Source organism: Rhodococcus sp. YL-1, assembly GCF_001942025.1.
Lineage (GTDB): Bacteria > Actinomycetota > Actinomycetes > Mycobacteriales > Mycobacteriaceae > Rhodococcus_F > Rhodococcus_F qingshengii.
Genome location: NZ_CP017299.1, coordinates 1987085 through 2006434 on the forward strand (window position 1 = coordinate 1987085; position 19350 = coordinate 2006434).

At 62.0% G+C, this 19350-nt stretch carries 32 protein-coding genes; 29 read left to right on the plus strand and 3 right to left on the minus strand.

Features of this window, described 5'->3' with window-relative positions; all coding sequences use genetic code 11:
- Positions 1 to 2: 2 nt before the first annotated feature.
- The 3 genes from pabB to BH682_RS09235 all read right to left on the minus strand — a co-directional run bounded on the left by pabB (position 3) and on the right by BH682_RS09235 (position 3170).
- On the minus strand, positions 3 to 2087 hold the full coding sequence (pabB, locus tag BH682_RS09225; protein ID WP_003940870.1) for an aminodeoxychorismate synthase component I: 2085 nt from the start codon (positions 2085 to 2087) through the stop codon (positions 3 to 5).
- Positions 2084 to 2608, minus strand: a complete 525-nt coding sequence (locus tag BH682_RS09230; RefSeq protein WP_019747551.1) for a chorismate mutase family protein — start codon at positions 2606 to 2608, stop codon at positions 2084 to 2086. The genes pabB and BH682_RS09230 overlap by 4 nt, the downstream gene beginning before the upstream one ends.
- A gap of 85 nt (positions 2609 to 2693) precedes the next feature.
- Positions 2694 to 3170: a hotdog fold domain-containing protein gene (locus tag BH682_RS09235; protein WP_075832740.1), complete on the minus strand. Its 477-nt coding sequence runs from the start codon at positions 3168 to 3170 to the stop codon at positions 2694 to 2696.
- A 552-nt stretch (positions 3171 to 3722) separates the two neighbouring features.
- On the opposite strand from BH682_RS09235, the gene rpsJ reads away from it, so the two are divergent.
- The 29 genes from rpsJ to rpsD all read left to right on the plus strand — a co-directional run bounded on the left by rpsJ (position 3723) and on the right by rpsD (position 19258).
- Positions 3723 to 4028, plus strand: coding sequence for a 30S ribosomal protein S10 (gene rpsJ, locus BH682_RS09240; RefSeq protein WP_003938093.1), 306 nt, complete (start codon positions 3723 to 3725; stop codon positions 4026 to 4028).
- Positions 4029 to 4045: 17 nt separating this feature from the next.
- Positions 4046 to 4702, plus strand: coding sequence for a 50S ribosomal protein L3 (gene rplC, locus BH682_RS09245; RefSeq protein WP_003940826.1), 657 nt, complete (start codon positions 4046 to 4048; stop codon positions 4700 to 4702).
- A complete protein-coding gene (gene rplD, locus BH682_RS09250) occupies positions 4699 to 5373 on the plus strand; it encodes a 50S ribosomal protein L4 (protein WP_003940723.1) in 675 nt (224 codons plus the stop codon). The genes rplC and rplD overlap by 4 nt, the downstream gene beginning before the upstream one ends.
- Positions 5370 to 5675, plus strand: a complete 306-nt coding sequence (gene rplW / locus BH682_RS09255; RefSeq protein WP_003940990.1) for a 50S ribosomal protein L23 — start codon at positions 5370 to 5372, stop codon at positions 5673 to 5675. The genes rplD and rplW overlap by 4 nt, the downstream gene beginning before the upstream one ends.
- 39 nt (positions 5676 to 5714) lie before the next feature.
- Positions 5715 to 6551 carry a 50S ribosomal protein L2 gene (gene rplB / locus BH682_RS09260; RefSeq protein WP_003940895.1) on the plus strand — a complete coding sequence of 279 codons (837 nt, stop codon included), beginning with the start codon at positions 5715 to 5717 and terminating at the stop codon, positions 6549 to 6551.
- Between the two features lie 13 nt (positions 6552 to 6564).
- Positions 6565 to 6846: a 30S ribosomal protein S19 gene (rpsS, locus tag BH682_RS09265; RefSeq protein ID WP_003940820.1), complete on the plus strand. Its 282-nt coding sequence runs from the start codon at positions 6565 to 6567 to the stop codon at positions 6844 to 6846.
- Entirely contained in the window at positions 6843 to 7247 is a 405-nt protein-coding gene (rplV, locus tag BH682_RS09270) for a 50S ribosomal protein L22 (RefSeq protein ID WP_003940717.1), read from the plus strand. Before rpsS ends, rplV begins: the two co-directional genes overlap by 4 nt.
- Positions 7247 to 8053: a 30S ribosomal protein S3 gene (rpsC, locus tag BH682_RS09275; protein WP_003941003.1), complete on the plus strand. Its 807-nt coding sequence runs from the start codon at positions 7247 to 7249 to the stop codon at positions 8051 to 8053. The genes rplV and rpsC overlap by 1 nt, the downstream gene beginning before the upstream one ends.
- A 3-nt stretch (positions 8054 to 8056) precedes the next feature.
- Entirely contained in the window at positions 8057 to 8473 is a 417-nt protein-coding gene (gene rplP / locus BH682_RS09280; protein ID WP_003940899.1) for a 50S ribosomal protein L16, read from the plus strand.
- Positions 8473 to 8709 (plus strand): 50S ribosomal protein L29, encoded by a 237-nt coding sequence (rpmC, locus tag BH682_RS09285; RefSeq protein ID WP_003940734.1) that lies wholly within the window; start codon positions 8473 to 8475, stop codon positions 8707 to 8709. The genes rplP and rpmC overlap by 1 nt, the downstream gene beginning before the upstream one ends.
- Positions 8706 to 8987: a 30S ribosomal protein S17 gene (gene rpsQ, locus BH682_RS09290; RefSeq protein ID WP_003941020.1), complete on the plus strand. Its 282-nt coding sequence runs from the start codon at positions 8706 to 8708 to the stop codon at positions 8985 to 8987. The genes rpmC and rpsQ overlap by 4 nt, the downstream gene beginning before the upstream one ends.
- A 346-nt stretch (positions 8988 to 9333) precedes the next feature.
- Positions 9334 to 9702, plus strand: coding sequence for a 50S ribosomal protein L14 (rplN, locus tag BH682_RS09295; RefSeq protein WP_003940951.1), 369 nt, complete (start codon positions 9334 to 9336; stop codon positions 9700 to 9702).
- Complete coding sequence (gene rplX, locus BH682_RS09300; RefSeq protein ID WP_003941019.1) at positions 9702 to 10019, plus strand: 50S ribosomal protein L24; 318 nt, start codon at positions 9702 to 9704, stop codon at positions 10017 to 10019. Before rplN ends, rplX begins: the two co-directional genes overlap by 1 nt.
- Position 10020: 1 nt before the next feature.
- Entirely contained in the window at positions 10021 to 10587 is a 567-nt protein-coding gene (rplE, locus tag BH682_RS09305; RefSeq protein WP_075832743.1) for a 50S ribosomal protein L5, read from the plus strand.
- Positions 10588 to 10591: 4 nt separating this feature from the next.
- Positions 10592 to 10777, plus strand: coding sequence for a type Z 30S ribosomal protein S14 (locus tag BH682_RS09310; protein ID WP_003940698.1), 186 nt, complete (start codon positions 10592 to 10594; stop codon positions 10775 to 10777).
- Between the two features lie 451 nt (positions 10778 to 11228).
- Entirely contained in the window at positions 11229 to 11627 is a 399-nt protein-coding gene (gene rpsH, locus BH682_RS09320; protein WP_003940873.1) for a 30S ribosomal protein S8, read from the plus strand.
- A gap of 14 nt (positions 11628 to 11641) precedes the next feature.
- On the plus strand, positions 11642 to 12181 hold the full coding sequence (gene rplF / locus BH682_RS09325; RefSeq protein ID WP_003940970.1) for a 50S ribosomal protein L6: 540 nt from the start codon (positions 11642 to 11644) through the stop codon (positions 12179 to 12181).
- Between the two features lies 1 nt (position 12182).
- The gene (rplR, locus tag BH682_RS09330) at positions 12183 to 12590 is read left to right on the plus strand and encodes a 50S ribosomal protein L18 (RefSeq protein WP_003940996.1); all 408 of its coding nucleotides are present in this window, start codon (positions 12183 to 12185) and stop codon (positions 12588 to 12590) included.
- A 31-nt stretch (positions 12591 to 12621) separates the two neighbouring features.
- The gene (gene rpsE / locus BH682_RS09335) at positions 12622 to 13293 is read left to right on the plus strand and encodes a 30S ribosomal protein S5 (RefSeq protein ID WP_003940718.1); all 672 of its coding nucleotides are present in this window, start codon (positions 12622 to 12624) and stop codon (positions 13291 to 13293) included.
- Positions 13293 to 13472, plus strand: coding sequence for a 50S ribosomal protein L30 (gene rpmD / locus BH682_RS09340; protein WP_003940751.1), 180 nt, complete (start codon positions 13293 to 13295; stop codon positions 13470 to 13472). Before rpsE ends, rpmD begins: the two co-directional genes overlap by 1 nt.
- Before the next feature lie 2 nt (positions 13473 to 13474).
- Positions 13475 to 13918, plus strand: coding sequence for a 50S ribosomal protein L15 (rplO, locus tag BH682_RS09345; protein ID WP_003940829.1), 444 nt, complete (start codon positions 13475 to 13477; stop codon positions 13916 to 13918).
- 276 nt (positions 13919 to 14194) lie between these two features.
- The gene (gene secY, locus BH682_RS09350; RefSeq protein ID WP_003940773.1) at positions 14195 to 15514 is read left to right on the plus strand and encodes a preprotein translocase subunit SecY; all 1320 of its coding nucleotides are present in this window, start codon (positions 14195 to 14197) and stop codon (positions 15512 to 15514) included.
- Positions 15511 to 16056 carry an adenylate kinase gene (locus BH682_RS09355; protein ID WP_003940868.1) on the plus strand — a complete coding sequence of 182 codons (546 nt, stop codon included), beginning with the start codon at positions 15511 to 15513 and terminating at the stop codon, positions 16054 to 16056. The genes secY and BH682_RS09355 overlap by 4 nt, the downstream gene beginning before the upstream one ends.
- Positions 16056 to 16853: a type I methionyl aminopeptidase gene (map, locus tag BH682_RS09360; RefSeq protein ID WP_003940806.1), complete on the plus strand. Its 798-nt coding sequence runs from the start codon at positions 16056 to 16058 to the stop codon at positions 16851 to 16853. The genes BH682_RS09355 and map overlap by 1 nt, the downstream gene beginning before the upstream one ends.
- Before the next feature lie 313 nt (positions 16854 to 17166).
- Positions 17167 to 17388, plus strand: a complete 222-nt coding sequence (gene infA / locus BH682_RS09365) for a translation initiation factor IF-1 (protein ID WP_003418601.1) — start codon at positions 17167 to 17169, stop codon at positions 17386 to 17388.
- A gap of 90 nt (positions 17389 to 17478) precedes the next feature.
- The gene (gene rpmJ / locus BH682_RS09370; protein ID WP_003938068.1) at positions 17479 to 17592 is read left to right on the plus strand and encodes a 50S ribosomal protein L36; all 114 of its coding nucleotides are present in this window, start codon (positions 17479 to 17481) and stop codon (positions 17590 to 17592) included.
- Positions 17593 to 17842: 250 nt separating this feature from the next.
- On the plus strand, positions 17843 to 18217 hold the full coding sequence (gene rpsM, locus BH682_RS09375) for a 30S ribosomal protein S13 (RefSeq protein ID WP_003940834.1): 375 nt from the start codon (positions 17843 to 17845) through the stop codon (positions 18215 to 18217).
- The gene (rpsK, locus tag BH682_RS09380) at positions 18217 to 18630 is read left to right on the plus strand and encodes a 30S ribosomal protein S11 (RefSeq protein ID WP_003940683.1); all 414 of its coding nucleotides are present in this window, start codon (positions 18217 to 18219) and stop codon (positions 18628 to 18630) included. The genes rpsM and rpsK overlap by 1 nt, the downstream gene beginning before the upstream one ends.
- Before the next feature lie 22 nt (positions 18631 to 18652).
- Positions 18653 to 19258 (plus strand): 30S ribosomal protein S4, encoded by a 606-nt coding sequence (gene rpsD / locus BH682_RS09385; RefSeq protein WP_003940769.1) that lies wholly within the window; start codon positions 18653 to 18655, stop codon positions 19256 to 19258.
- Positions 19259 to 19350 lie beyond the last annotated feature (92 nt).

A 19350-nucleotide genomic window follows, 5' to 3' on the forward strand; every position in this document is an offset into this window, starting at 1 on the left:
GTCTACCCGCCGTACTCGAGGACCCGCGAGGACACCGCGTCGAGCGCACGGAGCAGCGTGGACGCCTTGACCGTGGTCTCGTCGAATTCTTCTTCCGGATCGGACAACGCTGTGATGGCACCGCCGATTCCGAAGGTCACGCCGCTCTCGGTGCAGACCAGCGACCGGATCACGATCGAGAGGTCCGCGGCGCCACCGAGCGCGAAGTACCCGATCGATCCCGAGTAGACCCCACGTGGGCCGGATTCGAGACGGTCGATGATCTCCATCGTCCGTACCTTCGGGGCGCCGGTCATCGATCCACCGGGGAACGCGGCACGCACACAGTCCACCGCCGACGACCCCGGACTCAGATGTCCGCGCACCGTCGACACCATTTGGTGAACGGACGAGTACGACTCGATCGCGAACAGCCTCGGAACGTGGACACTTCCCGGAACGCAGACCTTGGTGAGGTCGTTGCGGGTGAGGTCCACGATCATCAGGTTCTCGGCGCGGTCCTTCTCGCTGTCGAGCAGGTCCTGCCGTAGGGCAGCATCACGCGCTCGGGTGACGCCGCGCGGGCGGGTCCCTTTGATCGGCTTGGACTCGACGTTGCCGGCCGAGTCGACACGAAGGAACCGCTCAGGCGAGGCCGAGACCACCGAGATACCGGTGAAGTCGAGAAGTGCGCTGTACGGCGTCGGATTGATCGAGCGCAGATACTCGAACGCCTGCTGTGCATCGATCGTCTCGTCGACGCTCGCCATGTTGGTCAGACACACCTCGTAGGACTCACCCGCCCGGATCTCCGAGAGGGCCGTTCCGATCAACGACAGGTACTGATCGCGATCATGCCGAAGGCGAGCCTGCGTCCAGACGGTGTCGCTGATCAGCGGAACGGGGGTGCGTTCCGGAAGGTCCGCGCCGATCCGCGCCAGGGTGTCGACGGTCGATTCGAGCCAATCGTCATAGCCGGCGTCCCGGACTTTCTCGCGCAGTCTCAAAACGTGAGTGCGGCCCGCGGTGTGATCGATGACGACGGCGCGATCGGCAAACACCAGAGCGGCATCAGGAGTGGGTGCCGGATGGACTGCCCTTCCTCCGGTCTGTGCTTTCAGCTCGTAGCCGAGGTAGCCCACGTAGCCGAGGTTGAAGTCGAGTTCCGGATGGGAGGGCACGAAGCGCGTCGCGAGTTGTGCGTCCAAGTAATCGAAGAATGGAACTCGAATGTGCTCGTCGGACAGGCCTTTTCGGCTGACAGTCAGTACCTCGGCTTGCACGTCGTACGTGATGAACTCGGCCAGCGGCCCCGACGAATCGCCGAGAATCGAAAAGCGCGCACTCGGCTCTGCGGTTGCCGCGCGGTCCAGCCAGAACGCGTTCGGGCCGTCGGCGAACAGTGCTGCATAGGCCGCCGACGGGTCCACTGCAAAATCGAGAGTCACGTCGTCGACGTCGTAGTTGATCGCCGGCCGCAGGTCGGGTGTTTGCGGAGCAGGTTCGGGTCGGATCACCGAATCCAGAGTGCGTCCGACGGACAGATCGCGGAAGTTCGCGAGCAAATCTATGCCGAACTCGGTACTGATGGACTCCGGATGGAACTGAACGCCCCACATCGGCTTGGTCCGGTGCCGGACACCCATGAGCAGACCGTCGGACGTCCACGCGGTACGAACGAAGGCGTTCGGCAGATTCTCGACGGTCAACGAGTGGTAGCGAACAGCTCGGAACGGCGACGGAAGTCCGGCAAAGATGCCCGAGCCGTCGTGATCGATCAGCGAAATTCGGCCGTGCATCGGGACGGGCGCAACCACCACGTCCGCGCCGAACAACTCGCACAGGCCCTGGTGGCCGAGACAGACACCGAGAAGTGGGAGAGGCGCTTCTTCGATGAAACGGCGGCTGATTCCGAAATCACGGTCGCGATCCGGCCGGCCGGGACCTGGGGAGATGACCACGTTGTCGTACGACGCGAGATCGAGGGAATCCCAATCCGCGTCGTTGCGGACCACGGTCGGCACAACCCCGTTGACCTCGGTCAACAGGGTGAACAGGTTGTAGGTGAACGAGTCGTAATTGTCCACCAGAAGGGTGCGGGAACTCATGTCGATGATCCTGATCTCGGTCCGACGGATTCCCGAACAGTGTCCTCCTCCTCAACAGGTGCGTTGATCACCAGGTCTTCGAGTCGACAGGTCTCGGCAATCATCAGCTCGTACAGGGCGTTGAAGAAGTCGGGGGAGAGGTCGTGTCTACGGGCGAATTCACGCGCCCGCTCCTGCACGAGGCGGACGCGGCCGGGTTGCATCATCGGAACCTCGCGGGAGCGCTTCCACTCGCCGATGCGTAGGCAGAGTTCCAGCCGCTGCCGCACCGTCTCGAGAAGTAGAGCGTCGATGGCGTCGAGGTCGCGCCGGAAGCTGTCCAATCCCTCGGCCTCGTCCGGATACGACGAGGTCTGCGTGCCTGCTTCGGAACTCGTTGTGGTCAAGAACTCTTCCACGAGGCCTCCCGGTGCTCGGCGTGACGCGAGGTCGACAATGTGGTGCCCGGAACGCAACCCACCTCCGGACACCGGCACCCCGACCGACCATCGCCGTTCGGGGAGGTGTTCCACGATCGTCATTCGCCGAAACCTGCGGTGGTGCCTAATTCCGCGAAACCTGTTTGGCGGGCGAATCAGGTTGCGATGCAGGCGGGTTCGTGAGTGCCTACTTGGGGGAGACCCAGGTGGTGATTTCGGCGTGGACTACTTCCTTGCCGCCCCGGTCGAAGATCGAGATGGGAACGCGAAGTTCCGTGCCACTCTCGATCGCCGCGAAGTCCGGCAAAGTCTCGAGTCGGGCGACCGCCCGCAGGCCGGTCTCGGCCTTGGCGAGGTAGTCGACCTTCATGGACTTGGGGATCCAGCGGTGCGAGTTCGGAACCGTCGCTTCGCTCAGCATGCCCATTGCGACCTCCGCGAGGTTGCAGGCAGCGATCGCGTGGAAAGTGCCGAGATGATTGTGGACGCCCCACCATTTGGGGGAGCGGACCTCGCAGAGCCCTGGTTCCAACTTGGTCACCCGGGGGAGAACAGAGGCGAAATAGGGCACGCGAATGGACATCGCCGCCGAGAAAACTGCATGTCCGAGGGCGTTGTCCGGCAATTTCTGCCATCCGCGATAGGTAGGGCTGGAGGTAGTCATAGGCGTATCTTACTTCTGAGTAAGGTTGTTGTCGCGCAGCTCACTCGGAAAAGGCAGTTCGGGGGAGTTGAGGATTTGGGCCAGGTACGGCATACTGGTCGGGTTGCCTTGTCCGGGACGCGGTCGATTGCGGCCGTGATCGGGTAAGGGTAAGACGTCACAGACGATCGATCGCAGATCCCGTCAGGGTAATCGGGTCAACGACTGTGACCATGCAAGACGAGAAGTAATGCAGGACGGAAGCAGTACCTACTTTGTGTTCGACATCGAACACGTCCGGTACGCATCACGCGCCAGATAATCGAAAGATTGTCCGGCGCAGGATGAGTGAGAAGGCGACACGCCCGACCGCGTGTACCGGAGAACAATGACAAACGAACAGCGGCAGCAGATCCTGATCTCGATCCGAATCTCGGTACTCCCGAGAACTTGGACTTGGTCCCGATCGCTTCAGTGTTCGTCGTGTCATCGTCCAGGCAAGGACTGTGCAGACGAGGTAGCTCGAGCCTGACCAGGCGGGCTACGAAACGCGGCAAGAAAAGGACACTAAGCGTGGCGGGACAAAAGATCCGCATCAGGCTCAAGGCCTACGACCACGAGGCGATCGACGCGTCAGCGCGCAAGATCGTCGAGACGGTAACCCGTACGGGTGCCCGCGTCGTTGGACCTGTGCCGTTGCCGACCGAGAAGAACGTATATTGCGTCATCCGCTCGCCGCACAAGTACAAGGACTCGCGCGAGCACTTCGAGATGCGTACTCACAAGCGGCTGATCGACATTCTCGACCCGACGCCGAAGACGGTTGACGCGCTCATGCGCATCGACCTTCCGGCCAGTGTCGACGTGAACATTCAGTGACGGCGGAGACAAAAACAATGACTGATACCAAGATCAAGGGAATCCTGGGCACCAAGCTCGGCATGACCCAGGTCTTCGACGAGAACAACCGGGTTGTCCCGGTCACCGTCGTGAAGGCTGGGCCGAACGTCGTAACCCAGATCCGTACCGAAGAGCGTGACGGCTACAGCGCCGTTCAGCTCGCGTTCGGCGCCATCGACCCGCGCAAGGTGAACAAGCCGACTTCCGGCCAGTTCACCAAGGCTGGTGTGACCCCGCGTCGCCACGTAGTGGAGCTCCGCGTTGCGGACACCTCCGACTACGAGGTCGGCCAGGAGCTCACCGCCGAGGTCTTCGAGGACGGCGCATACGTCGACGTCACCGGAACCAGCAAGGGCAAGGGCTTCGCCGGAACCATGAAGCGTCACGGCTTCAAGGGACAGGGCGCGTCGCACGGTACCCAGGCTGTTCACCGCCGCCCGGGCTCCATCGGTGGCTGTGCAACTCCCGGCCGCGTGTTCAAGGGCATGCGCATGTCCGGACGCATGGGTAGCGACCGCATCACGACGCAGAACCTCTCGGTCCACAAGGTGGATGCAGAGAACGGCCTGCTGCTGATCAAGGGTGCGATCCCCGGCCGCAAGGGCGGCCTCGTGATCGTCAAGAGTGCAGTGAAGGGTGGTGCACGGGCATGACCAGCACCGAGACCAAGTTGACCCTGGACGTCAAGGTCGCCGGCGGCAAGACCAACGGCACCGTCGATCTCCCCGCTGAGATCTTCGACGCTCCGGCCAACATCGCGCTTCTCCATCAGGTTGTCGTCGCGCAGCTCGCAGCTGCTCGTCAGGGAACCCACTCCACCAAGACCCGCGGCGACGTCCGCGGCGGTGGCAAGAAGCCGTACCGCCAGAAGGGCACCGGCCGCGCACGCCAGGGCTCGACTCGCGCACCGCAGTTCGTCGGCGGCGGAACCGTTCACGGCCCGCAGCCGCGTGACTACAGCCAGCGCACCCCCAAGAAGATGAAGGCAGCCGCTCTTCGCGGAGCCCTCTCTGACCGCGCACGCAACGAGCGCATCCACGTCATCACCGAACTGGTTGCAGGGCAGACGCCTTCGACCAAGGGCGCAATCGCGTTCCTCGGCGAGATTTCGGATCGCAAGAAGCTGCTGCTCGTCGTGGGTCGCCAGGATGTAGCCGCTTGGAAGAGCGTGCAGAACCTGGAAGGCGTGCATCCCATTGCACCCGACCAGCTCAACACCTACGACGTGCTCAATGCAGACGATGTCGTGTTCAGCGTCGAGGCACTCAACGCGTTCATCCACGGGCCCGCAGAGAGCGCTCAGAACAAGGAGGACGCCAAGTGAGCACCATCGCTGACCCCCGCGACATCCTGCTCGCTCCGGTCATCTCCGAGAAGTCCTACGGACTGATCGAGGAAGGCACCTACACCTTCCTGGTGCACCCGGACTCGAACAAGACGCAGATCAAGATTGCCGTCGAGAAGGTCTTCGGCGTCAAGGTGACCAGCGTCAACACCGCCAACCGTCAGGGCAAGCGTAAGCGGACCCGATTCGGTTACGGCAAGCGCAAGGACACCAAGCGCGCGCTCGTGACCCTGTCCGCTGACAGCAAGCCCATCGAGATCTTCGGAGGACCGGTCGCGTAAGCGCCGGGACTTGACGAGACATAGAGGACGAGAAGACTCATGGCAATCCGTAAGTACAAGCCGACAACACCGGGCCGTCGTGGCTCGAGCGTCTCGGACTTCGCCGAGATCACTCGGTCGACCCCCGAGAAGTCGCTGGTTCGCCCGCTGCACGGTCGCGGTGGACGTAACGCACACGGTCGTATCACCACCCGTCACAAGGGTGGCGGACACAAGCGTGCATACCGACTGATCGATTTCCGTCGCAACGACAAGGACGGCATCCCGGCAAAGGTCGCTCACATCGAGTACGACCCCAACCGCACAGCAAACATCGCACTCCTGCATTACGCAGACGGTGAGAAGCGCTACATCATCGCCCCCAAGGGCCTGGTGCAGGGTTCACCGGTCGAGTCCGGTGCAGGCGCCGACATCAAGCCGGGCAACAACCTGCCGCTGCGCAACATCCCGACTGGTACCACCATCCACGGTGTGGAACTGCGTCCCGGCGGCGGAGCCAAGATGGCTCGTTCCGCAGGCGCCAGTATCCAGCTCCTCGGTAAGGAAGGCAGCTACGCCACGCTGCGTATGCCTTCCGGTGAAATCCGTCGCGTCGACGTGCGCTGCCGCGCATCCGTCGGCGAGGTCGGCAACGCCGAGCAGTCGAACATCAACTGGGGCAAGGCCGGCCGTATGCGTTGGAAGGGCAAGCGCCCGACCGTTCGTGGTGTCGTGATGAACCCGGTCGACCACCCGCACGGTGGCGGCGAGGGCAAGACCTCAGGTGGACGCCACCCGGTCAGCCCGTGGGGTAAGCCTGAAGGCCGTACCCGCAAGAACAAGGCAAGCGACAAGATGATCGTCCGTCGCCGCCGCACCGGCAAGAACAAGCGCTAGGAGGGAGTGAAGGATGCCACGCAGCCTTAAGAAGGGCCCGTTCGTCGATGACCACCTCCTCGCGAAGGTGGATGTACAGAACGAAAAGGGAACCAAGCAGGTCATCAAGACCTGGTCCCGTCGTTCGACAATCATCCCGGACTTCATCGGCCACACGTTTGCAGTTCACGACGGCCGCAAGCACGTCCCCGTGTTCGTTTCCGACTCCATGGTCGGACACAAGCTCGGAGAGTTTGCACCGACCCGCACGTTCAAGGGTCACATCAAGGATGATCGGAAGGCGAAGAGGCGATGAGCAACACCGAAACCGCCAACCCGACTGCCAAGGCTGTAGCGAAGCACGTTCGCGTTACGCCGATGAAGGCACGTCGAGTTGTGGACCTGGTCCGCGGGCGCTCGGTTGAAGACGCCCTGAACATCCTGAAGTTCGCGCCGCAGGCAGCGAGCGAGCCGGTCGCCAAGGTGATCGCCTCCGCAGCAGCCAACGCCGAGAACAACCTCGACCTCGACCCCAGCACGCTTGTCGTTGCTACGGCGTTCGTGGACGAGGGCGCGACCCTCAAGCGGTTCCAGCCGCGTGCACAGGGACGTGCGTTCCGTATTCGCAAGCGCACCAGTCACATCACCGTGATCGTGGAGAGCCTGCCGAAGACCGGAACATCGACCCGTAATCGCCGGAAGGGAAGTGCTCAGTAGTGGGCCAGAAAATCAACCCGCACGGCTTCCGTCTCGGCATCACCACCGACTGGAAGTCTCGCTGGTACGCAGACAAGCAGTACGCGGAGTACGTCAAGGAAGACGTCGCGATCCGTAAGCTCCTCGCCACCGGCATGGAGCGCGCAGGAATCGCGAAGGTCGAAATCGAGCGCACCCGTGACCGTGTTCGCGTGGACATCCACACTGCACGTCCGGGCATCGTCATCGGCCGCCGCGGCGCCGAAGCCGATCGCATCCGCTCCGAGCTCGAGAAGCTGACCGGCAAGCAGGTTCAGCTGAACATCCTCGAGGTCAAGAACGCAGAAGCTGAAGCACAGCTCGTCGCACAGGGTGTGGCCGAGCAGCTCTCGAACCGCGTTGCCTTCCGTCGTGCAATGCGCAAGGCCATCCAGTCGGCCATGCGTCAGCCCAACGTCAAGGGAATCCGCGTTCAGTGCTCCGGTCGTCTCGGCGGCGCCGAGATGTCCCGGTCGGAGTTCTACCGCGAAGGCCGTGTGCCGCTGCACACGCTTCGTGCGGACATCGACTACGGCCTCTACGAGGCCAAGACCACCTTCGGTCGCATCGGCGTCAAGGTCTGGATCTACAAGGGCGACATCGTCGGTGGCAAGCGTGAGCTCGCCGCCAACACGGCCGCACCGGCCGGGGATCGCCCGCGTCGTGAGCGTCCGAGCCGTCCGCGTCGTTCCGGTGCCACCGGTACCACTGCGACCAGCACCGAGGCCGGCCGCGCAGCGACCGCAACCGCCGATGCTCCCGCAACTGAACAGAATCAGGAGGGCTGACGCATGTTGATCCCACGGCGGGTCAAGCACCGCAAGCAGCACCACCCGAGCCGTTCGGGTGCCGCCAAGGGCGGTACCCAGGTGACCTTCGGTGACTACGGCATCCAGGCTCTCGAGCCTGCCTACATCACCAACCGGCAGATCGAGTCCGCTCGTATCGCCATGACTCGGCACATCAAGCGTGGCGGCAAGATCTGGATCAACATCTTCCCGGATCGCCCCCTCACGAAGAAGCCGGCCGAAACCCGAATGGGTTCCGGTAAGGGTTCGCCCGAGTGGTGGATTGCCAACGTCAAGCCCGGACGCGTTCTGTTCGAGATGACATACCCCAACGAGGAGATTGCTCGTGAGGCCCTGCGCCGCGCGATGCACAAGCTCCCGTGCAAGTGCCGGATCGTGACCAGAGAGGAGCAGTTCTGATGGCTACTGGAACCCCAGCAGCAGAGCTCCGCGAGCTCAGTGAAGACGAGCTGGTCACCCGGCTCCGTGAGTCGAAGGAAGAGCTTTTCAACCTTCGTTTCCAGATGGCTACCGGCCAGATGGACAACAACCGACGACTGCGCACCGTTCGTCACGAGATCGCGCGCATCTACACCGTCCTGCGTGAGCGTGAGCTCGGACTCGCTGTGGGTCCGGATGCAGGTGACGCGGCATGAGTGAGGAAAAAGCAGTGAGCACAGAAGAGCGCGCGAGCCGTAAGGTCCGTGTCGGATACGTCGTGTCCGACAAGATGGAAAAGACGATCGTGGTCGAGCTCGAAGACCGCGTCAAGCACAAGCTCTACGGCAAGATCATCCGCCGTACGACCAAGGTGAAGGCGCACGACGAGAACGGCGTTGCCGGCGTCGGCGACCGCGTTCAGCTGATGGAAACCCGTCCGCTGTCCGCGACGAAGCACTGGCGTCTGGTCGAGGTCCTCGAAAAGGCCAAGTAAGCCTGATCGAATCCTCGAGCTGATCGAGTATCACCGAATGGCCCGCTTCCCCTTGGGGGAGTGGGCCATTCGGCTTTCCGGGGGCTTTCGGGGCTTTCCGGGCGAAGGGTTCGAGTTGCGTCGAGTACGGCTGATTTGGTATTCGGTGAACCCTTCCCTACAATAGAACGGTTGCCTGTGGCAGAGGTGTGTCTTCACGTGCGCAGCTCGAACGGTGCTTGCAGTGATCGTCTCCCGACGTCGGTCGGTGGGACTGCAGCTCAGACACGACGCAGGTGGCAACAATGACCGCGCGCACCGGGTCGGTAATCCGTTGCGCACGAAATTCCAGGTCTAGGGAGATCAAGTGATTCAGCAGGAGTCGCGAGTTCGCGTCGCTGATAACACGGGTGCCAAGGAAATCCTTTGCATCCGCGTTCTCGGCGGTTCGTCACGTCGCTACGCCGGGATCGGTGACGTCATCGTCGCCACCGTCAAGGACGCAATCCCCGGTGGAAACATCAAGAAGGGTGAGGTCGTCAAGGCCGTCATCGTTCGCACGACCAAGGAGCGCCGTCGTCCGGACGGTTCCTACATCAAGTTCGACGAGAACGCTGCAGTGCTCATCAAGGCTGACAGTGATCCCCGTGGAACCCGCATCTTCGGACCCGTCGGCCGTGAGCTGCGCGAGAAGAAGTTCATGAAGATCGTTTCGCTTGCCCCGGAGGTGCTGTGATGAAGGTGCACAAGGGTGACACCGTTCTGGTCATCGCCGGCAAGGACAAGGGCGCGAAGGGCAAGGTCATTCAGGCCTACCCCGCGACCGACAAGGTCCTCGTCGAAGGCGTGAACCGAATCAAGAAGCACACCGCGGTTTCCGCGAACGAGCGCGGAGCATCCTCCGGCGGCATCGTCACGCAGGAAGCCCCGATCCACGTTTCCAACGTTGCAGTCGTCGACTCGGACGGAAACCCCACCCGCGTGGGCTACCGCACCGACGAAGAGTCCGGCAAGCGCGTTCGGATTTCCCGGAAGAACGGGAAGGACATCTGACATGACCTCCACCGAAAACAAGGTCCAGCCGCGCCTCAAGGCACGCTACCGCGCTGAGATCAAGGACGCGCTCAACAGCGAGTTCGACTACTCGAACGTCATGCAGATCCCCGGCGTCGTCAAGGTTGTCGTCAACATGGGCGTCGGCGACGCTGCCCGTGACGCCAAGCTGATCAACGGCGCTGTCCATGACCTGTCGCTGATCACGGGCCGGAAGCCCGAGATCCGCAAGGCACGTAAGTCCATCGCGCAGTTCAAGCTCCGCGAAGGTATGCCCATCGGTGCACGCGTCACCCTCCGTGGTGACCGCATGTGGGAGTTCCTGGACCGCCTCGTGTCTGTCGCTCTGCCCCGTATCCGCGACTTCCGCGGTCTCTCGGGCAACCAGTTCGACGGCAACGGCAACTACACGTTCGGCCTCAACGAGCAGTCGATGTTCCACGAGATCGACGTGGACAAGATCGATCGCCCCCGCGGCATGGACATCACCGTCGTGACCACCGCAACCAACAACGAAGAAGGCCGTGCACTGCTCAAGCACCTCGGCTTCCCGTTCAAGGAGAACTGAGCGCATGGCTAAGAAGGCATTGGTCAACAAGGCCAACAAGAAGCCCAAGTTCGCGGTTCGCGCCTACACCCGCTGCCAGCGGTGCGGTCGCCCGCACTCGGTGTTCCGCAAGTTCGGCTTGTGCCGTATCTGCGTTCGCGAGATGGCTCACGCCGGCGAGCTTCCCGGAGTTCGCAAGAGCTCTTGGTGATCTGAGGCCCTCGGGCTTCGTCACACCACGCATGTGAATGGGCGTGGGTTCCTTTGGAACCCACGCCCATTCGTGTTTTTCATCGAGATGTGAATCGTGCCGATCCTGAAAAGAACTGCCCCGCTGCGACTCTGGTTGAAAGCGATCATCGTTCGTCGGTGTCGTTCTTCGGTGCCGAACGAGCAGTTCAGATTTCGGGGTGCGTCGATAGCTTCCCGATCGCATCCTTCGGGCGGCAGTGGGGGAGGCGACATGGGATCCCGGTGGACACCTGCGCCAAAGTTCCCTACACTAGAGCGGTTGCCGTGGCTGACGCATGCGTTCAGCTCGGTGCGGTAACTTACGCCGTCTGACACAAGTCGGACGGCCCAGCCGAATTGCTGGAGGCCCACGATCGGATTCGTCCGGTGTTGCATGGGAACCACAGCGAGAAAGGTGTCGAGGTCGACCTATGACCATGACTGACCCCATCGCAGACTTCTTGACGCGTCTGCGCAACGCCAACACGGCGTACCACGATGAGGTGAAGCTTCCCCACTCGAAGATCAAGGCGAACATCGCCGAGATCCTCAAGCGCGAGGGCTACATCTCCGATTTCCGTACCGAAGACGCAGAGGTCGGCAAGACCCTCATCGTCGATCTGAAGTACGGTCCCAGCCGCGAGCGTAGCCTCGCCGGCGTGCGTCGCGTTTCCAAGCCCGGTCTCCGGGTTTACGCGAAGTCCACCAACCTGCCCAAGGTCCTCGGAGGCCTCGGCGTGGCCATCATCTCCACGTCGTCCGGTCTGCTCACCGATCGCCAGGCGGCCAATCAAGGAGTAGGCGGGGAAGTCCTCGCCTACGTCTGGTAAGGGAGGCCACCACAATGTCGCGTATTGGAAAGATTCCGGTCACCGTCCCCGCGGGCGTTGACGTCACGATCAGCGGCCAGGATGTCACCGTCAAGGGTCCCAAGGGCACCCTCGCGCTGACCATCTCCGAGCCCATCGCAATCGAAAAGGCAGAGGACGGCTCGCTGAGCGTCACGCGCCCCGACGACGAGCGTCGTAGCCGCGCGCTGCACGGTCTGTCGCGGACCCTGGTTGCGAACATCATCACCGGTGTCACCGAGGGTTACACGAAGAAGATGGAGATCCACGGTGTTGGTTACCGTGTGGCACTGAAGGGCAAGGACCTCGAGTTCGCGCTCGGCTTCAGCCACCCGGTGCCGATCGAGGCTCCTGAAGGCATCACCTTCGTCGTCGAGTCGCCCACCCGGTTCTCGGTGTCCGGCATCGACAAGCAGAAGGTCGGGCAGATCTCGGCCAACATCCGTCGTCTCCGTCGTCCGGACCCGTACAAGGGTAAGGGCGTGCGTTACGAGGGTGAGCAGATCCGCCGCAAGGTCGGAAAGACGGGTAAGTGATATGAGCCAGACTGCAAACCAGAAAGCCAAGCGGATTCCGCTGGGCAAGGATGCGTCCACCAAGCGTCGTCTCTCGAAGACGCGTCGTCACTTCCGTCTCCGCAAGAAGGTCTCCGGCACGCCCGAGCGTCCCCGCTTGGTCGTCAACCGGTCCTCGCGCCACATCCACGTCCAGCTCGTGGACGACCTGGCCGGCCACACCCTGGCCTCCGCGTCGACCATCGAAGCAGACGTGCGCGTGGCAGAAGGCGACAAGAAGGCTGCGAGCGCGAAGGTCGGTCAGCTGATCGCCGAGCGCGCCAAGGCTGCCGGCGTGGAAGCAGTTGTCTTCGACCACGGCGGACACGGCTACCACGGTCGCATCGCGGCCCTGGCAGACGCGGCTCGCGAAGGCGGGTTGAAGTTCTGATGACCAACATTTTCAACGGAAGGACAGCCTGATGCCGGGACGTCAAAGGCGTGACGGCGGAAGCGGACCCGCCGGACAGAATGGCCCCAACAGCGGTGACAACAGCAACGCTCGTGGGGACAACCGTGGTGGCGGCCGTGACCGTCGCGACGGTGGCCGTGGCGGAAACGCTGCGGAGAAGTCACAGTTCATCGAGCGCGTTGTCACGATCAACCGCGTTTCCAAGGTCGTCAAGGGTGGTCGTCGCTTCAGCTTCACCGCTCTGGTGATCGTCGGAGACGGCAACGGACTGGTCGGCGTCGGCTACGGAAAGGCCAAGGAAGTTCCCGCGGCCATCCAGAAGGGTGTCGAGGAGGCTCGCAAGAGCTTCTTCCGCGTCCCGATGATCGCCAACACCATCACTCACCCCGTTCAGGGTGAGGCTGCTGCCGGCATCGTCATGCTTCGCCCGGCAAGCCCCGGTACCGGTGTTATCGCCGGTGGCGCTGTGCGCGCCGTGCTGGAGTGCGCTGGTATCGCGGACATCCTGTCGAAGTCGCTCGGTAGCGACAACGCCATCAACGTCGTGCATGCGACCGTTGCTGCGCTCAAGGGTCTGCAGCGTCCCGAGGAAGTTGCGGCTCGCCGCGGCCTCACCCTCGAAGAGGTTGCACCCGCCGGCATGCTTCGCGCTCGCGCACAGGCTGCTGGGAGTGTGAAGTAATGGCAGATCTCAAGGTCACTCAGATCAAGAGCATCATCGGGACCAAGCAGAACCAGAAGGATTCTCTGCGCACGCTGGGTCTCAAGGGCATCCGTCAGACCGTTGTTCGTGAGGACAACGCACAGAACCGCGGTCTGATCAACGTGGTGCGCCACCTCGTAACAGTTGAGGAGGTCTAACCATGACCATCAAACTGCACCACCTGCGCCCCGCTCCGGGATCCAAGTCCAACAAGATTCGTGTTGGACGCGGTGAGGGCGGCAAGCGTGGTAAGACCGCAGGTCGCGGTACCAAGGGCACCAAGGCACGTAACACCGTGCGCGTGGGCTTCGAGGGTGGACAGATGCCGCTTCACATGCGTCTGCCCAAGCTCAAGGGCTTCACGAACCCGTTCCGCGTCGAGTACCAGGTCGTCAATGTCGGCGACATCGCCCGTCTGTTCCCCGAAGGTGGAGCAATCACGGTCGAGGATCTCGTCGCCAAGGGCGCAGTCCGCAAGAACCAGCTCGTCAAGGTTCTGGGCGACGGCGAACTGACAGTTGCCGTTCAGGTGACCGTCGACAAGTTCACCGGTTCCGCCAAGGAAAAGATTGCTGCTGCCGGTGGTTCCGCCACCGAGCTGTGAGTGATCACGCGTAGCTAGTCCGATGGCCGCAGCGCAGCGTTTGCTGCGGTGCGGCCATCGGCGTCTACGAGGTCGTGTCACAGGTACGAGGTCGTGTCACAGATTGGTCGTGCATGCTCGGACGGGCCAGTATTCTGGTCACCGAGTGGCAAATGTATCTTCGGCTTACCCGGTTTTCGTGGTCTGCCCGCCTAGTTCCCAAATGCTCACTGTTAGAGTTCAAAAGTTCGACAGGTCAAAACGATCTGTCTCCCTACCGTCGTGCCAGGAGGATCTTTGCTTTCCGCCTTCGTCTCGGCCCTCAGGACCCCAGACCTGAGGCGGAAGATCCTCTTCACCCTCGGCTTGGTGGCTCTGTATCGGGTCGGCGCTCTCATCCCGTCCCCAGGTGTCGACTACGGCCGTGTGCGTCAGTGCATCGATATCGCCAACTCCGGTGACTCAGCAGGTATCTACTCGCTGATCAACCTGTTCTCCGGCGGCGCTCTGCTGCAGATGTCGATCTTTGCGATCGGCATCATGCCGTACATCACGGCGAGCATCATCGTGCAGCTCCTGACCGTGGTGATTCCGAAGTTCGAGGAACTTCGGAAAGAAGGCCAGTCCGGCCAGGCCAAGATGACGCAGTACACGCGTTACCTGTCCATTGCTCTGGCAATCCTGCAGTCGACCGGCATCGTCGCTCTTGCGGCACGCGGACAGTTGCTCCAGGGCTGTGACGACATCATCGCCGACAAGTCGATCTTCGGACTTGTCATCATCGTGCTGGTCATGACTGCCGGTGCTGCCATGGTCATGTGGTTCGGCGAGGTCATCACCGAACGTGGCGTCGGCAACGGTATGTCCCTCCTCATCTTCGCCGGTATCGCATCGCGTATCCCGAGCGAGGGCAAGGCAATCCTCGACAGCCGTGGTCCGCTGGTCTTCGCCTTCGTCTGCCTCGCAGCGCTGCTGATCATCGCCGGTGTCGTCTTCGTCGAGCAGGGTCAGCGTCGTATCCCGGTGCAGTACGCGAAGCGGATGGTCGGACGCAAGATGTACGGCGGATCCTCGACGTACCTGCCTCTGAAGGTGAACCAGGCCGGCGTCATCCCGGTGATCTTCGCGTCTTCACTGCTGTACCTCCCGAACTTGATTGCACAGCTGACTTCGGCCAGTACAGCGGTCGACCCCAGTTGGTGGCAGCGCCTCATCAACACCTACCTGGTGAATCCGGCCAACCCGGTGTACATCGCGATCTACTTCGGCCTGATCGTCTTCTTCACGTACTTCTACGTCGCCATCACCTTCAATCCCGAAGAGCGCGCCGACGAGATGAAGAAGTTCGGCGGCTTCATCCCCGGTATCCGACCCGGTCAGCCGACCGCGGACTACCTCAACTACGTGCTGAGTCGCATCACCCTTCCGGGTGCGATTTACCTCGGCACCATTGCTGTTCTGCCCAACCTGTTCCTCGACATCGGGAATGGCGGCGGCGCGCAGAACCTGCCGTTCGGTGGCACCGCGGTGCTGATCATGGTCAGCGTCGGCCTGGACACCGTGAAGCAGATCGAGAGTCAGCTAATGCAGCGTAACTATGAAGGGTTCCTCAAGTGAGACTTGTCCTCCTTGGTCCTCCCGGTGCCGGCAAGGGCACCCAGGCCGCTATCTTGTCCGAGAAGTTCGGCGTTCCCCATATCTCCACGGGTGATCTCTTCCGCGCGAACATCGGTCAGGCCACCGCTCTCGGTGTGGAAGCAAAGAAGTACATCGACGCCGGCGAACTCGTACCGAGCTCGATCACCAACGACATGGTGAAGGCTCGCGTCGCAGAACCGGACGCAGCAAACGGTTTCCTTCTCGACGGATTTCCGCGCTCGGTCGAACAGGCTCAGGCACTCGAGGGAATCTTGAAGGATCTCGACACCAAGCTCGACGGTGTCCTCTCCTTCGTCGTCGACGAGGACATCGTGGTCGAGCGTATGCTCGCCCGCGGTCGTGCAGACGACACCGAGGACGTCATTCGCAACCGACTCCGGGTCTACCGCGACGAGACGTCACCGCTGTTCGATTACTACAAGGACAGCATCGTCTCCGTCGACGCGATCGGCGAGGTCGAAGAGGTCAACGCTCGCGCACTGGCAGCGTTGGGTAAGTAATGGTCTTCGGGCGCAAACGCAAGGTTGTTCCGTTCCGCTCCGCGGGCGAACTCGACGCGATGGCTGCTGCCGGCGCGATCGTGGGTTCGGCTCTGGTGGCGGTTCGCGCTGCGGCGAAGCCCGGTGTCAGCACTTTGGAATTGAACGCGGTCGCTGAATCCGTCATTCGTGACGCCGGCGCCGTGCCCTCGTTCCTCGGGTACCACGGCTTCACCGGCTCGATCTGCTCTTCGGTCAACGATCGCGTCGTTCACGGAATCCCTTCAGCTCAGGACATCCTGGCTGAAGGCGACCTGGTTTCCATCGACTGTGGCGCGATCCTCGACGGATGGCACGGTGACTCCGCTTGGACGTTCGGTGTCGGTGAGATCAGCGTCGCCGATCAGGAGCTCAGCGAAGCCACTCGGCTTTCTATGGAAGCCGGGATCGCGGCAATGATCGCCGGCAACCGTCTGACGGATGTTTCGCACGCGATCGAGGTCGGTACTCATGCCGCCGAGAAGTTGCACGGTCGTTCCTACGGCATCGTCGACGGATACGGCGGACACGGAATCGGCCGGGAAATGCACATGGATCCGTTCCTCGCCAATGAAGGTGCCCCGGGTAAGGGTCCTGAACTGGTTGTCGGATCGTGCCTGGCGATTGAGCCGATGCTCACGCTCGGCACCACCGACACGGTGATTCTCGACGACGACTGGACCGTTGTGACGACCGACGGGTCCCGTGCGGCGCACTGGGAACACACTGTCGCAGTGACCGAAGACGGTCCGCGGATTCTGACACTCCGGCCGGAGTAGTCGACACAGTCGCTGACAAGTGTTGGCAGCGAGCATGATTCACGTTCGAGAAGTCCCAGCCTCATTTCGAGGCTGGGACTTTTTCGATGGGGGAGCGGTGTGCGTCGTCACCCTGACCGGAGGCGCATTTGGCCTGGTCGTTTACATCGCGTAACATGGCTAGGCGGTGCGCTATGCGCGTCGATAGTTCGTGTGCCTACGCCTGGATCGCTCCGGGATAGGCCTTTCGAACTGCCGACGATCTTTCCATTGCGTGCCAATGTAACGGAAGCCGATGCACGAAGCATGCCAAACCAAACGGATCGCGGAGGATATGGCTAAGAAAGACGGGGCCATCGAGGTCGAAGGACGAGTAGTCGAGCCGCTGCCCAATGCGATGTTCCGCATTGAGCTCGAGAATGGCCACAAGGTCCTCGCCCACATCAGCGGAAAGATGCGTCAGCACTACATTCGCATCCTCCCGGAAGATCGCGTTGTCGTAGAGCTCTCGCCCTACGATTTGTCGCGCGGACGCATCGTTTACCGCTACAAGTAACGAACTTCCCGGACCTGACCTGGGTCAGGGAGAAGTATGTCTGCCGCGGTTCATCGCGGCGGGCTGCGACAAAACAGGAGATCAGAAGACGTGAAGGTTCAGCCGAGCGTCAAGAAGATCTGCGAGAAGTGCAAAGTGATTCGCCGTAACGGTCGAGTCATGGTGATCTGCGAGAACCTGCGTCACAAGCAGCGTCAGGGCTAGATCTAGCTTTTCGAAGATCTGCTTGGCAACAAGCAAAGAAGACCTCCCAGTACCAGCCATTGTTGACGAGACCCCACGCGATCGTTCACCGATCGCCAAGGTCGGACAATGGTTCACCCCCGGCACGGAGGCCGGGGCCCCACTGAGTTAGTTGATGAGATCATCTGCGCCTTCGGGCGTCGGTACTCGGCAAGAGGCACAGGGGAAGGGCTGGGAGCAGACCTCCGCACACCGATAAGGAAATGCCACCATGGCACGTCTCTCTGGTGTTGATCTTCCTCGCGAAAAGCGCATGGAGATCGCACTGACATACATCTACGGCATCGGCCGTACCCGCTCCAAGGAAATCCTTGACGCCACCGGCGTCAGCCCGGATCTCCGGAGCAAGGACCTCTCGGACGAGGACCTGGCAAAGCTCCGCGAGTACATCGAGGAGTCGCTCAAGGTCGAGGGTGACCTTCGCCGCGAGGTTCAGGCCGACATCCGTCGCAAGATCGAGATCGGCTGCTACCAGGGCCTGCGCCACCGTCGTGGTCTGCCCGTGCGTGGTCAGCGCACCAAGACCAACGCCCGTACCCGTAAGGGTCCGAAGCGCACCATTGCCGGCAAGAAGAAGGCGAAGTAATGCCCCCGAAGTCACGTAGCACCGGTCCGAAGAAGACCCAGAAGACGCGTCGCAGGGATAAGAAGAACATCCCGCACGGCGCCGCTCACATCAAGAGCACCTTCAACAACACCATCGTGTCCATCACGGACCCCGCCGGAAATGTCATTTCCTGGGCGTCTTCGGGACACGTCGGCTTCAAGGGTTCGCGTAAGTCGACTCCCTTCGCCGCTCAGCTTGCTGCTGAGAGCGCTGCCCGTAAGGCGCAGGAGCACGGTGTCAAGAAGGTTGACGTCTTCGTCAAGGGACCGGGATCCGGTCGCGAGACCGCAATCCGTTCCCTCCAGGCCGCTGGCCTCGAGGTCGGCACCATTTCCGATGTAACCCCCCAGCCGCACAACGGCTGCCGTCCGCCCAAGCGGCGTCGGGTATAGCGGGAAGGATAGGTAGAAGAAAATGGCACGTTATACCGGACCCATCACCCGCAAGTCGCGTCGTCTGCGCGTCGACCTCGTTGGAGGCGACCAGGCATTCGAGCGTCGCCCGTACCCGCCCGGACAGCACGGCCGCGCGCGTATCAAGGAGAGCGAGTACCTGCTCCAGCTGCAGGAGAAGCAGAAGGCTCGCTTCACCTACGGCGTCATGGAGAAGCAGTTCCGCCTGTACTACAAGGAGGCGAACAACCGCCCCGGCAAGACCGGCGAGAACCTGCTTCGCATCCTCGAGTCGCGTCTCGACAACGTCGTGTACCGCGCAGGCCTCGCTCGCACGCGCCGTCAGGCACGTCAGCTGGTCACGCACGGTCACCTTCTCGTGAACAACAAGAAGGTCGACATCCCGAGCTACCGCGTCTCGCAGTACGACATCATCGATGTCAAGGAGAAGTCGCTCTCCACGCTTCCGTTCCAGGTTGCGCGTGAGACCGTCGGCGATCGCCCGGTTCCCGGGTGGCTGCAGGTTGTCGGCTCGCGTCTGCGGATCCTGGTTCACCAGCTTCCCGAGCGCGCGCAGATCGACATCGCTCTGCAGGAACAGCTCATCGTCGAGTACTACTCGAAGTAAGGCGCTTCGCACCCCGTGAGTGGTTGAGGAGTCTCCGGACTCCTCAACCACTCACAGGGCCGCAGGCCCTTTCCCATCGTGGGCGTCAAATA